General features: G+C 41.6%; 8 protein-coding genes. 1 reads left to right on the top strand and 7 read right to left on the bottom strand.

All coding sequences use genetic code 11. The annotated features are described in order from the left end of the window. Nucleotides 1-30 precede the first annotated feature (30 nt). Genes L2729_RS09120 through rlmKL form a run of 4 tightly spaced genes read right to left on the bottom strand, consistent with a single transcriptional unit; the run spans nucleotide 31 to nucleotide 6,218 of the window. Nucleotides 31-1,911, bottom strand: coding sequence for a DUF3466 family protein (locus L2729_RS09120; RefSeq protein WP_248987999.1), 1,881 nt, complete (start codon nucleotides 1,909-1,911; stop codon nucleotides 31-33). 30 nt (nucleotides 1,912-1,941) lie between these two features. After that, a complete protein-coding gene (locus L2729_RS09115; protein WP_248987998.1) occupies nucleotides 1,942-3,852 on the bottom strand; it encodes an ABC transporter ATP-binding protein in 1,911 nt (636 codons plus the stop codon). A gap of 1 nt (nucleotide 3,853) precedes the next feature. After that, the gene (locus L2729_RS09110) at nucleotides 3,854-4,093 is read right to left on the bottom strand and encodes a glutaredoxin family protein (protein ID WP_248987997.1); all 240 of its coding nucleotides are present in this window, start codon (nucleotides 4,091-4,093) and stop codon (nucleotides 3,854-3,856) included. Then, nucleotides 4,083-6,218 (bottom strand): bifunctional 23S rRNA (guanine(2069)-N(7))-methyltransferase RlmK/23S rRNA (guanine(2445)-N(2))-methyltransferase RlmL, encoded by a 2,136-nt coding sequence (gene rlmKL / locus L2729_RS09105; RefSeq protein ID WP_248987996.1) that lies wholly within the window; start codon nucleotides 6,216-6,218, stop codon nucleotides 4,083-4,085. The genes L2729_RS09110 and rlmKL overlap by 11 nt, the downstream gene beginning before the upstream one ends. A 423-nt stretch (nucleotides 6,219-6,641) precedes the next feature. On the opposite strand from rlmKL, the gene L2729_RS09100 reads away from it, so the two are divergent. Then, nucleotides 6,642-7,247: a peptidylprolyl isomerase gene (locus L2729_RS09100; RefSeq protein ID WP_248987995.1), complete on the top strand. Its 606-nt coding sequence runs from the start codon at nucleotides 6,642-6,644 to the stop codon at nucleotides 7,245-7,247. 140 nt (nucleotides 7,248-7,387) lie between these two features. Here the strand turns inward: L2729_RS09100 and L2729_RS09095 are convergent, their stop codons facing one another. The 3 genes from L2729_RS09095 to L2729_RS09085 form a co-directional block, all read right to left on the bottom strand. Then, nucleotides 7,388-7,921 carry a cell division protein ZapC gene (locus tag L2729_RS09095; RefSeq protein ID WP_248987994.1) on the bottom strand — a complete coding sequence of 178 codons (534 nt, stop codon included), beginning with the start codon at nucleotides 7,919-7,921 and terminating at the stop codon, nucleotides 7,388-7,390. Nucleotides 7,922-8,095: 174 nt separating this feature from the next. Continuing rightward, a complete protein-coding gene (pyrD, locus tag L2729_RS09090; protein WP_248987993.1) occupies nucleotides 8,096-9,115 on the bottom strand; it encodes a quinone-dependent dihydroorotate dehydrogenase in 1,020 nt (339 codons plus the stop codon). Nucleotides 9,116-9,174: 59 nt separating this feature from the next. Further along, the gene (locus L2729_RS09085) at nucleotides 9,175-14,019 is read right to left on the bottom strand and encodes an NAD-glutamate dehydrogenase (protein WP_248987992.1); all 4,845 of its coding nucleotides are present in this window, start codon (nucleotides 14,017-14,019) and stop codon (nucleotides 9,175-9,177) included. Between the last annotated feature and the right edge of the window lie 154 nt (nucleotides 14,020-14,173).

Genomic DNA, 14,173 nt, shown 5'->3' with positions numbered 1-14,173 from the left:
AGGCTATTTGCCTCGATTTAGTCTACTCATCTATTTCCGTCTGCGTCTCAGCCAAACTAGCGGTAACATTAACAACCATCCAAGGCTTGCTGCACCTTTTCTCTCATAGTCGCCACTTTCGCCACTTTCATCAATGCAGTTGTTAGCGGCTTTCCATTCATCTGTCACTTCAGCACCAGAGGTCTGGAGAACCATCATACGAGGGAGGAAAGCAGTGACAGCGTCTCCATCAGCTCGAAGCTCGAAGATTGGTTTGCCATTGTCACCGAGGACTAAGTTACCGTCCGTATCAAATTTATATGATGGTTTACGAATAAAGGCGGTGCCGACAATCGTGCCACTGTCGTTAATGCTATTTGCCTCTACTATTATAATCTCACTGTCGTAAGTAACTTCAACACCAGTACCATCTGTAAGTTTTACTTCATGACGAATCCATTTATCTGTATCGGGGTCTTTTTCAAAGCCTTTAGACTCACAGGTCAACAACTCATTCAGATTAGTAAACTCATCTTTGGCTATATCATAAAGGAAACCCGCTTTTGGTCGCGGCTTTTCTTTATCATGAGTCGTTTCAATATAACCCACCACTTGACCGTTATTGTTGATATCGCGACCACGACTCGACAGATCAGACACGTTGTTATATAAATCAAACGGGGTTATTAGCTCAGCATTAGCATCACTGGTATCCATATAGAAGAACTTATCTCTTGGATAACCTTCAATATACTTATTATAACTGCCAACCAATATACCATTGTCATTAATGTCATAAGCGATAGATGAACGCACATCTTTCACAGTATCAACATCTACCCAGTTGTATTGGTAACTGCCATCTGCACCTTTAGTCCAATAGGCAGCATCAAAGGCCAGCCTATCAGTATCACCTTTTCGATAAACGTGTGAACGGCCAGCAACAACGCCATCTGTGTTTATCCCCAAACCTTGGCCGGTATAAACGTTATCGTTGGTGGTTTCAAGCCCAAGGGGGAGCAGCAATGCTTCAGCAATGGTTCCCGCTTCATAACGCCATACATAGCCGCGAGTTTGATATTGAATATCTCTAAAGCCATTAGTGTTTGGATATTGTCTATTCTGAACACAAATATCAATCGGTGCAGTGTCGCTTTTATTCGACACACATGAATCTATAATGCTGGCACTGTTTTTACTAATATCAGTACTGGCATAGCCAGTCACCATATTGGCACTATTGACTGCCGTCGCACTCGAAAAACCACCCACATTAACCGTAACATCGCCACTGTCTTGCTTAGAAACATACTCAATATAGGGAGGGACTAATGGGATTTCAGTATTAGTATCATCTTTAACAAAACCACGCTGTTCATAATCTCGGTAATACCAATACTCTTGGGTTGTGCTTGAGCCCGAGTAATCTACTTTTTGCTCGGCTGCCGTCATTTCGCCTACTTTTACTTTGGCATCATTAATGCCGTAGTAAAAAGTATCAACTGAGTTAACAGGATCAACTTCTGGAAAAGTCGGTGCAGTAGTACCATTTACGCTTTCAAATGTGGGCAACCAAGGCGTTGTTGCATCATTTTCAATAGAGGTAAACGTGAAATTATTGGCAAGAATAGGCAAGTTAACGGAGTAAGTAATGGTTTCAGCATCGGAAACACCGTCTTCAATGTCGATTACACCATCATCGTCTTCATCGACATTGAGTTTCTTTTTACCCTTAGCTGCGCCAACTGCTTCATTATTGTTATTAACCGACATGCCATAACCGTTACGGGTATTTTCGATCGTACCATTTAGGTTAAACGTATCCGCGTCGATATTTTTGATTTCATATACAGGTGCAGCTTGTGCACCTTGAAGCACGCTTAATACGCCTACAGCCACTAAGGATAGGGTTTTTTCCAACTTAAACTTCATGAACTCACTTCCCATTTTTTTATTTTTAGCTTACTTCAATGACTCGAGCTCTTCCCATCGCTCAAAGTAATTCTCAAGTAGACTTTCCTTATCGGACAAAGTCTTTAACTTCTCATTTACTGTTTTTTGTTCCTGAGCATAAAAATCAGCACCACTAATAATACTTTGCAATGCTTCTAGTTCCTGCTCTAACTTTTCCATCATTGCAGGTAATGATTCTAATTCTTTTTGTAATTTAAACGATAATTTTTTTACCGGTTTCACGACTGCTACTGGCTTTTTCTCAGCAACTGGAGTTTGGACATTCTTTATCTCCTGAGGTTCCTCAGAATAAAATTTAGCGCCCTGAGATACTGCATCTTGGTAACCACCAACATACTCACTCCAACCGCCATTACCTGTAAACCACCAACTGCTCGTTACAGTGTTGTCTATAAATGCTCTATCGTGACTGACGAGTAACAAGGTTCCTTTATAGTCAGCAAGTAAAGACTCAAGTAGTTCCAACGTTTCGATATCGAGATCGTTTGTCGGCTCATCGAGAATAATAAGATTTGCAGGACGAAGCAACAACCGAGCGAGTAACAGGCGATTTTTTTCACCACCAGACAACGCTTTAACGGGCGTGCGTGCTCGCATAGGTGAAAATAGAAAATCTTGTAAGTAACTTAGAATATGACGGTCTTGACCATTAATCGTGACCGTTTTCTTTCCTTCACCAACGTTCTCTTCTACTGTTTTTTCAGGGTCAAGTGCTTCACGATATTGGTCAAAATAAGCTATTTCTAGCTTAGTACCCACTTTTACACTACCAGACTGCGCTTCTAACTGGCCAATAAGCAGTTTAACTAACGTTGACTTACCACAACCGTTCGGACCGATAAGTGCAATTCTGTCGCCACGCATCACGGTAGAATTAAAGTTCTTAACCAGGTTCTTATGAGGAAGGTTGTATTCTAGATTTTCAATATCAAATACAAGTTTGCCAGAACGGTCAGTGTCCGCCACTGCCATCTTAGCGCCACCTTGACGGTTAAGACGTGCCATACGTTCTTCACGAAGATCTTTAAGGGCGCGCACGCGTCCTTCATTTCGAGTACGACGGGCTTTTACGCCTTGACGGATCCACGTCTCTTCTTCTGCAAGCTTTTTATCAAAATGAGCATTCTGTTCAGCTTCTACTCGTAACCATTCTGCTTTACCTGTGATGTAAGCTTGGTAACTGCCAGGCCAAGACGTCGCAATACCGCGGTCAAGATCAACGATACGCGTAGCCATTCGATCAATAAAGCCTCTATCGTGACTGATAAAGACGATAGCGCCGCGGTAGCTGAGTAGGAACTGTTCCAACCATTCAATAGTATCAATATCAAGATGGTTAGTGGGCTCGTCTAATAATAACAGATCTGGATCGCTAACCAATGAACGTGCTAAAGCAACTTTACGCTGCCAACCGCCCGATAACTCGGATAATGATGCATCGGCATCTAAGCCTAATAGTTCGCAATTTTGGTTAATACGACTGTCTAACTGCCAACCATTTAAGTGATCAATATCGCCTTGAAGCCTTTCCATCTGCTTCAGCATTCGATCCATTTCAACGGGAGACGCTGTAGCAACATCATGAGAGAGCTGATGATAACGTTCTAGTTTTTCACCAACCTCTTTTAAACCCGCTGCAATATAAGCATAAACAGTTCCCTGCTCCGCTTTGGGTGGATCTTGCTGTAAGCGACTGACTTTGACGTCGGTTGCAATATTAAATTCACCTTCGTCAAGCAGTACATCGCCACTTAGTACCTTCATAAGACTGGACTTACCAGTACCATTTCGGCCTACAATACAAACACGTTCACCAGGTTCAATTGTGAAATCAGCTTTTTTTAATAACGGGGTATAACCGTAGGCTAAAGAGCCGTTATTTATACGTACTAAACTCAACTTACGCTCCTAAAAATTCTTCTAATGCTTCGAGGTCAAATGGCCAGTTTAGTTCACTATTACACCCTGTCTTTTTAATGACAGGAATGCGAGTGCCGTAAACTTCAGCTAATTTGTCGTTATCGCAAATATCTTGGGCAACAAAGGTTACTTGTGTTTGTTGAAGTAACCCTGCTGCAAGTTCACACAGATGGCAGGCATCTGTGTGATATAAAATAATGGAACAGGCCTTACTCGGCATGCGTGATAAGCCAGGTATTATGAATCTGCGGATTACGTTTATAATCAAGTGGTAACGTCAGGTTGTCGATGTTTTTCACACTCATACCAGCCGCTTCTAGATCCGCAATTTCCATCTTAAACTTACGCTTATTGTTCGAGAAAATAATCTCGCCGCCTGGATTAAGTAGCTTGATTAAATTACTGAGCAATGGAACATGATCGCGCAACACATCGAAAGAGTCTTCCATGCGCTTTGAATTTGAAAAGGTTGGTGGATCGACAAAGATTAGGTCAAAGCGGTCGTGAGTACGTTTAATCCACTGTAAACAGTTAGCTTGAACAAACTGATACTTATCATCATTCAAACCATTAAGTGCAAAGTTCTCTTTCGCCCAATTGATATAGGTATTAGACATATCAACAGTAGTGACCGACGTTGCGCCGCCCATTGCAGCATGAACCGAAGCGGTTCCGGTGTAAGCAAATAGATTACACACACTGCGGCCTTTAGATTTCTCGCCAACCAACTTCCGCGTTAAACGATGGTCCAAAAATAATCCGGTATCAAGGTACTCTTTAAGATTAAGTTTAAACTTTGCACCGTACTCGGTAGTAATCAATTCAAGCTTGTTTACACTTACTTTTTCATATTGAGTGGTGCCCTTTTTACGCTCACGGGTTTTCAAAACAATATTATTTGGATCAATACCTATCGCATGTGGCAGAGAAATAAGCACATCGGTTAGACGACGCTTTGAGACTGACTCAGGAATTTCAGAAGGCGCGGCATATTCATAAATAACCACGTGATCGAGGTACTTATCGATAGCAACATTGTATTCAGGAATGTCGGCATCATACAAACGATAACTGTCGATACCCTCTTTTTTAGCCCACTTTTGTAACTGTTTAAAGTTCTTTTTAAGACGATTAGCAAAAGGCACCGCAATGTCACTGACATCACCGTCTCTTTGAATATTCGCCGGGTCAACTCGACGAGTGTTCTCAGCGTGGACGGTATAAAGATTGAAAGCACATTCAAGTGCGCCGTTATTCATCTTCATCTGTTTATCAGCTTTAAGCTTTAACGCTGATAACAGTTCGACATCGCTATTGAGTATTGCCAAGCTCCAGCCACCAAACTCAGCTTTAAACTTATCGCCTAGTTGGTAGTAAAGCTGCAGTAAAGAGGTCACATTACCCAGTCTTTCACCGTAGGGAGGGTTGGTGATTAAATAACCACTCGACTCAGGAGGAGCAACATTCAACGCGTCACAGACATCAAAATTAATCAACTCTGATACACCGGCGTTTTCAGCATTATGCTTAGCCAATGAGATCAATCTTGAGTCTATATCTGAGCCATAAAACTTGACCTTACAACGCGTTTTACCAATCGATGCGCGTGCACGCGCTTCATCGAGTAGTTCTTGCCATACTTTATCGTTATGAGGTAACCACTTCTCAAAACCAAAACGTTCTCGATGGATCCCTGGCGCAATATCACATGCCAACATAGCCGCTTCTATCAAGATGGTACCGCTACCACAAAAAGGATCGAGCAAAGTAACCGGTGACGTTTTCCAGCCGCTGCGTACTAGCATGTTTGCCGCGAGGTTTTCTTTTAGCGGCGCTTCACCCGTTGTTGAACGGTAACCACGTTTGTGCAATGCAGGCCCAGAAAAGTTTATGCCGAGGGTAATTTCACCGCGGCGATAATGTGCATCAATTTTGTAGTCTGCATCTATTTTTTCAACATTGGGACGCGCAAAATCATCATCACGAAAACGGTCAACAATCGCATCTTTAATCTTCAAAGCACCAAATTGGGTATTATTAATAAAACCACCCATGCCATGAAAATCAACACTGAAAGTACTACGATTAGAGAACTGCATCTGCCAATCAATACCATAAGCGGCATTGTAGAGCTGTTCTGGAGACTCACACGGACCTTTATAGATCACTAAAATGATTCTGCTGGCTAGTCGCGACCACAAGGTGATCCGATAACCAAGTTCTAGAGAAGCAGAAAAATAAACCCCCGCGACACTTTCTTTGATATCTGAAGCGCCAAGCTCCGCTAATTCAAGCGATAACGCGTATTCGTAGCCCCGAGGAGCTGCAGCAAAAAATTTTAACATCGATAGATAGACACTGAATAAAAATTAGTTGGTGATTATACCTGTAAGCGTCACTAAATGATAAAAAGATATTGTCTTAAAATCGATATATTGTGGGAGTTTCAATGAAACGCTTGTATTTTTCAGCGCTTTGCGATGAGGTGCGGAGCATTAATCGATGGAAACCTAAAAGGCATTAGTGGCAGTAACGGAATACAACGCGCCAAATTGTTCAATAAAAGCACAGATCAACCATTGAGACTTAATTTGTCTAACTGCCTAAAACTGCAACACTTTGTAACTAGCCGCCATCCTCTATTGCTCACAACTCCGTAGCATGTAAACTGCATAAAAAACACCAACACAACAAATACGACACATAAGTAATCAGAATGGATCCTCACCCTTGCTCTGAATTACAAACCATAATAATAAGGTCTAAATATGAAAAAGCTGTTCCCACTACTAGCCTGTCTAACCATTGTCGCTTGTGGCTCTGAGAGTTCAGATAGCCCAGATATCCCAGAGCCACCAAAAGTAGTACCAGAGCTAAAAGCAGATGTGTGTTATTTGATGTCAACGACTAAAGGCGATATGACTCTGGCAATTGATCTAACCAATATGCCTGTTACAGGAAAGAACTTTAAGGAGTATGTCGATTCAAGCTTTTACAATGGCACTCTTTTTCATCGAACTATTAACAACTTTATGATCCAAGGTGGAGGTTTCACCACTGGGCTTGTTTTTAAGCCTACCAATGACCCGATTATTAACGAAGCCAGTGTTGGCATAAGTAATGACCGCAGTACTGTTGCAATGGCACGAACCGATAATCCCAACTCAGCTACATCGCAATTTTTTATCAATGTATTAGATAACCCACATTTAAATGCATCAGCTTCGAGTGCAGGTTATGCGGTATTTGGCCAAGTGATTAGTGGCATGGAAGTCGCTGACCAAATCAGCATTGTTACCACTCAAGGAAATGATATTCCAGTAGACGAAATTCTAATTAATAGCGTTGTTGAAATCAGTTGCCCTACAAGTTAATCCACTTTTATTACCATATTCGAGCACTAGTTTACAGCATGAAAAAACCGGCAACTGAATAACACCAGTTGCCGGTTTTTTATGCATTTAATAGAGCGAAAAATCACGTATTACAATTTTAAAGCTGATACACATATTGATTATGCGACGTTTATTTGTCTCTCAACAGTTAAAGGCGCTAAACGATTATGCATAACCTTAATGGTTTCGAATTGAGCCAATTTTTTTGAATCCGTTAGGCGACACTCTGGGGATAAAATCATCATAAGTGATGCTTGTAATCCTGACTCAATAACCATTGCAGAGACACTATGCTCACAGGTTCTAAGTTGGAAAACCTTACCTATATCGCTATATACACATTCGTGTGAAGCTTCGAAAAACCAAGACTTAGGCATTTGTGGTTTTAATAAAAAATGTGCAGCTGTAGCATTTAATGCTATTTGGACGATAAGCGCATCGTTTAGAGAAAGTGTTCTCGATAAACAGTCAACCAAAGTAATATAGAACTTAGCATGTTCAACGCTAAACTCAGTCGTAATTTTGGCATCAGGTATTAGGGACTTTAGTTTATAAGGTGATAGAAACTCCATATCACGACCTAACGAAACAGTTAATACACCATATGTTTCGTTATATCCCCATTGCCAATCCCTTTTTGGCATTAATAACATAACGTTTACCTTTATTTAGATACAATTGAATAATAGATGAAAATTTCATCAATATCAAAATAAATTTAAAGTAAACATTACGATCATATAAAACAAAAAACGATCACCTGGATCTATTGCGAGATCTGAATGATCGTTTTATGATCGATTAATAAATCAACCATGCTATTGCTGTTATTTTATACGGTATGCTTCAACAATCTCTTTTATTAATTGCGGGCCTTGATAAATAAATCCAGAATAAATCTGCACCATTTGAGCACCCGCATCTAATTTATCCAATGCATCGGCTGCACTATTAATACCACCAACCCCAATGATAGGGACTAGTCCTTTAAGACAATCTGACAATTTCTTTATCACCACTGTCGACAATGAATTCAGTGGTTTACCACTTAAACCACCGGCTTCGTTTGCATTAAGCAAGCCACTAACTCCATCACGAGTTAAGGTGGTGTTGGTAGCAATTACCGCATCAAATTCATTACGAATAAGTGAATCTGCAATATTTTCAATCTCTTCGATTGAAAGGTCTGGTGCGATTTTTAATGCTATTGGTACATATTTCCCATGCTTTTCTGCAAGATCCTTTTGCTTTTGCTTAAGTGATCCTAAAAGATCATCTAGCAGATCACCGTATTGTAGCGATCGTAAACCGGGCGTATTGGGTGAAGAAATATTAACCGCAATATACGCTGCATATGGATAAACTTTATCCATACAGATCAAATAATCATCTTTGCCTTGCTCAACGGGGGTGTCTTTGTTCTTACCTATATTCACACCGACCATTGCTGGTGATTTAACCGCTTTCAGATTCTCAACCAGACTATCTACGCCTTTGTTGTTAAAACCCATACGATTAATAATCGCTTTAGCAGGTTTAAGCCTAAACAACCTAGGTTGCTCATTACCTGCTTGAGGACGTGGCGTAACCGTACCGACTTCAATGTGACCAAATCCCATCGCATAAAATGCATCAATACATTCACCATCTTTATCCATTCCCGCCGCTAAGCCGACTGGATTTGGAAATGTCAGGCCCATCATAGTGACTGGTGCAGGTTTTATCTTTTGCGCATAGAAGCAGTTTAGTGGTGAATTACCCGTGGATTTTAAACTGCCGATAGCGACATTATGCGCCAATTCAGGATCCATCTGAAACATGAACTTTTGTGCGATTTTATAAAACATGTTTTCTCCTAGACCGAAAAAAGCCCCGGCATTTGCCAGGGCTTCTGATTTATATCAGATTACTTTTGACCTTCACAATGAAGGATCAAAAGATTAAGTTCACGTAGGGCTACAGAGAACTTAGCAAACTCATGGCTTTGCGAAGTCTTGAAATCAGCCAGCATATGGAACCATCGTTCCAACAAGCCTTGATTTGATTCAATCCATTCTGAAATGATCTTACTAGCATCACAGCTTTCAGTACAAGTTCTCAAGACAACTGAACTCAGTGAACGCTGCTGCCAATCAAGCTCTTCTCTAAATGCGGCTCTTGCCAGTGCTTGCCAATGATTCGTTACCGGTTGTGCACTAATTTGTTCGAGGAACCAATGTAGATCTACACTAGCGCCTAACTTAAAGTAAGTTTCCGCAACCAAAGGAACTGGCTTGGCCTCGAGATCACAAATTTGTGCAATATCTAACGCGGAGAATAACGTGCTCACGTTAGCGACAACCATTGCTACATCTTCTGGTACACCCTCTTTAATCAGTGCATCAGACTCTGCGCGTATGCCTTCGACTTCATCGTTAACCATATATTGATGTACATTTGCTTTAAGCTCATCAAAGACAGGTCTAAAGAATTCAATAGTCTGTTCAATATTTAGATTACGGTTACGATGACGTAAGAACCAACGGCTAGCACGACGAATATTGCGTCGTAACTGATGTAACATTTCGCACTGTACAACAGCTGGGATAATGCCATTTAGATCAGTAATTGATTTAGTTAAATCAGCCAAACCAAACACTTCGCGAGCCATAGTGTAACAAATGGCAGCTTCAGCTACTGAGGCACCTGTCTCATCTTGCATACGTTGAACAAAATTAAGACCCATGTCATTAACGAGTTCATTCGCTAGTGAGGTAGCAATAATTTCACCGCGCAGTGGATGAGCCGCCATATTGACCGTGTACTTCTCTTGAAGCTGCTGCGGGAAATAGGCAACCAATAACTGACTTAAGAAACTATCTTCAGTGATCTCTGTAGTCAATAATTGCTCTTTAAGCACCATCTTCGCGTAAGCAACGAGCACAGAAAGCTCAGGACGAGTCAGTGATTTGCCATTAACTAAACGATCAGCAAGCTCATCTTCATTAGGTAAGAACTCAAGCGCTCTGTCCAACTTACCCTCTTTTTCAAGGTAATGGATAAAACGAATTTGATCTTTTAATTGCTCTGCACCACGCACCTGAGTAACAGAAATAGTACGCGTCTGATCTTTACAGTCTTGCAGAACGATACGGCTAACTTCATCCGTCATCTCTACTAACAAGCGGTTACGTTGCTTAACGGTCATTTCGCCATCAGCAACTAGCGCATTAAGTAAAATCTTAATGTTGACTTCGTTATCAGAGCAATCAACACCACCCACGTTATCAACAAAGTCGGTATTCATACGGCCGCCATTAGCGCAATATTCAATACGACCTAATTGAGTACAGCCTAAGTTGCCGCCTTCACCAACAACTTTGGCTCGAACTTCGTTACCGTTGACACGGATAGAATCATTGGCGCGATCGCCCACTTCTGCATGTGTTTCTCTTGTGGCCTTAACATAAGTTCCAATACCGCCATTCCAGAGCAAATCAACCTGCATTTTGAGTAACTCTTTGAGTAACTCAAGTGGTGGCATAGAGGCTTTCTGAGTGCCTAACATCTTCTTCATTTCTGCAGAGAGTGGAATAGACTTCGCAGAACGCAGGAATATTCCGCCACCTTTTGAGATTAACTCGGCGTTGTAATCTTCCCAGCTTGAACGAGGCAATGCGAATAAACGCTCACGTTCGACATAGCTGCTAACAGCATCAGGATTGGGGTCAATAAAGATATGCATGTGGTTGAAAGCAGCAACTAAGCGAATGTGCTTAGACAACAACATGCCATTACCAAATACATCACCTGCCATGTCGCCGACAGCTAAACAGGTAAAGTCTGTTGTTTGGCAATTAACACCCATTTCACGAAAATGACGTTTAACAGATTCCCAAGCACCACGTGCAGTAATTCCCATCTTCTTATGGTCATAACCGTTACTACCACCAGAAGCGAACGCATCGCCTAGCCAGAAGTTGTATTCGTCAGCGATTTCGTTGGCAATATCTGAGAACGTCGCGGTACCTTTATCGGCTGCAACGACTAAATATGGGTCATCTTCATCGTGTCGAACCACATTTACAGGGGCTACAAGCTCGCCATTAATAATGTTATCGCTAATGTCGAGTAAGCCACGAATAAATAGACGATAGCACTCTTGTCCTTCGGCAAAAAAGGCTTCACGGCCGCCGTCAGTTGGCAGTTGCTTACAAACAAAACCGCCTTTAGCGCCAACAGGAACAATGACCGTGTTCTTAACTTGCTGTGCTTTTACAAGGCCAAGCACTTCAGTTCGGAAATCTTCTCTTCTGTCAGACCAACGCAATCCACCACGAGCCACTTTACCGCCACGCAGATGTACACCTTCAACCCGAGGTGAATAAACGAAGATTTCAAACTTAGGTAATGGCTTTGGCATCTCAGGGATAAGTTCTGGTGCGAACTTGAATGAGATATATGATTTTGCGCTGCCTGAAGCACTAACTTGATAGAAGTTAGTACGATTGGTTGCATTGATTAAATCAAGGTAGCGGCGAATAATTCTGTCGTCATCTAAGCTTGAAACGTCATCGAGACGAAGATCAATCTGCTCAATAAACTTGTTTAATGTACGTGTCTTCAACTTTGGATTGAATTTTCGAATGTACATTTTAACTAGTAAATCAGCTATTTGCGGATAGCTAGAAAACGTTTCTTCGATGTAGGCTTGGCTAAAGGTAGAGTCAATTTGACGCATATATTTAGCGTAGGCTCGCAGTACAGACACTTCACGACCCGTCAGACCGGTTGATAATACCAAGCGGTTAAAACCATCATCTTCAAGCTCTTTTTTCCACACTTGCGACAGCGCAGTTTGGAATCGCTCTTGGCTATCGGCTAAATTATCAGTGGCAACAGCTTGTGTTGTCATGAGGAAATCTAGGATCCAATAAGTCGCACCGTCAGCATTGATGACTTCATAAGGACGTTCGTTAATGACACGTAAGCCAAAGTTCTCCAACATAGGTAACACGTCAGAAAGGTGGATCGGTTCATCTTTATGGAATAACTTTAGACGTACTTTGCTATTTTTAAGCGCTGTTTCCTGTGGCTGATAAAACAGCATGCCCAGTTTATGATTGTCATCTAATGCTTCAAGCTGTTGAATATCAACGACAGAAGAACTGGGTAGTACATCTTCTTTATAGCTACGAGGAAACGCATTTACGTAACGCTTAACCAAGCTTGTTCCAATTTCTTCACCTTGAGCACTAATTAAAGCACTGCCCAATTTGTCTTCCCAAGAACGAGCTGCTTCAGTCAAATTATTCTCTATCGCTGCCACATCAACATCCATATTATTGTTATCAACTTTGATAATGTAATGAGTACGAGCCAAAGAAGACTCTGAGAAATATGTTGTAAACTCAACATCTTCACTACTATTAAAATGCTGAGCTAAAATCCGTTGAGTATCTTCACGTAGCTTAGTGTTGTAACGGTCTTTAGACACATATACTAAGCAAGATAAGAATCGACCAAAGCCATCTTTTCTGACAAACAATTTTAGTTTGTCCCGGTCTTGCATCTCAAGTACACCGTGTGCAATACGGGCGAGTTCTTCTACATTTGCCTGGATTAACTCATCACGTGGTAACGTCTCAAGAATATGCATTAATGCTTTATAATCGTGAGAACGAGGTGTTAGTCCTGAACGGTCAAGAACGCGCTGTACTTTCTCAGCAAGTAATGGGATCTCACGCGGGCTACGGTTATATAAGTTAGAGGCGTACAAACCGATAAAACGATCTTCGCCAATAACGTTACCGTTATCGTCAAAACGCTTAACACCAATATAATCGACATAGGCTGGACGATGAACTCGGCTCTTTTCACTACTTTTAGTCAATACCAACAAACTTGTATCAAGCGCTTCTTTGCGGGCACTTTCAGAGAAGTTAGACAGTAATAGACCGGTTTCAGTATTGGTTTTTGCCGATTTAGTCATCAAGCCCAAGCTTGTTGTCTTATCTGCAACTAGCTCTAAATCACCTTCCACTTTACGTAAATCGTAACGTCTGTAACCTAATAAGGTAAAGTGGTGGTTATTGAGGTAATCGAGAAATTTGGTCGCTTCACTTAACTCTGCTTTAGTACCAGGATAAGGTCGGTTAGCCAGTTCAGTAATCGTCTCGCCCAACTTGGCTGACATTGCATTCCAATCTTTGACCGATATTGCGACGTCCGCAATTATCGACTCAATCTCTTTGGTGAGGGCTTTAATATCCGCTTCGCTACTCTGTCTATCAATTTCAATCAAAAAGACGGCAACTTTATCAACATCAGCTTGTTCGTCAGCGCTATAACTGACTTGAATGACTGAGCCATCTTTGCGCTCAATAGCCATTGGGGTATGGAGCATCATGTGCGCCGTAATACCGAGTCGATTAATTGCCATGCCGACAGAATCGACTAGGAAAGGCATATCGGGTTGAATGATCTCAATGATCGAATGGGTCGATTCCCAACCATGCTTCGATTGGCTCGGGTTAAACACACGAATGTGCCCTTCCCCAACGGAGGTTTTATTAAGGGCATTCCACTGACTCAAAACAGCACCATAAAGGTCACTGTCATTACGGGCATTGAGATCGTCTTTCGACATATGCGCGTATAGGCAAGTCGCAAACTGTTCTACTTGTTTTGCGTGTGAATGAGGCACTTTTGAATTAATAAGGTTAACGACATTTTCTAGTAGTACTGAAGGCATTGCATCTTTCAAGGCCATGTTGGTGATTCCTTAGGGGGCTATGGCAGCTCTTTTATATTTTTATGGATGCTTCAAATCTGACCTGAGCCTTTTTCTGTGACCTAGGTCATAGCGCGAAGTCTATTACTAAACCTGCCATAATTCGAGAACTATTTTAGTGGTAGAGCCTCCT

Source organism: Shewanella gelidimarina (assembly GCF_023283945.1).
Classification (GTDB): domain Bacteria; phylum Pseudomonadota; class Gammaproteobacteria; order Enterobacterales; family Shewanellaceae; genus Shewanella; species Shewanella gelidimarina.
Note: the sequence above shows the minus strand (reverse complement) of the source record. Positions and strands in the feature narration are given on the sequence as shown.

Coding starts and splice junctions, on each gene's coding strand:
- L2729_RS09085 (WP_248987992.1), bottom strand. CDS start 14,019: ATGGCCTTGAAAGATGCAATGCCTTCAGTACTACTAGAAAATGTCGTT.
- L2729_RS09100 (WP_248987995.1), top strand. CDS start 6,642: ATGAAAAAGCTGTTCCCACTACTAGCCTGTCTAACCATTGTCGCTTGT.
- L2729_RS09110 (WP_248987997.1), bottom strand. CDS start 4,093: ATGCCGAGTAAGGCCTGTTCCATTATTTTATATCACACAGATGCCTGC.
- pyrD (WP_248987993.1), bottom strand. CDS start 9,115: ATGTTTTATAAAATCGCACAAAAGTTCATGTTTCAGATGGATCCTGAA.
- L2729_RS09095 (WP_248987994.1), bottom strand. CDS start 7,921: ATGTTATTAATGCCAAAAAGGGATTGGCAATGGGGATATAACGAAACA.
- rlmKL (WP_248987996.1), bottom strand. CDS start 6,218: ATGTTAAAATTTTTTGCTGCAGCTCCTCGGGGCTACGAATACGCGTTA.
- L2729_RS09120 (WP_248987999.1), bottom strand. CDS start 1,911: ATGAAGTTTAAGTTGGAAAAAACCCTATCCTTAGTGGCTGTAGGCGTA.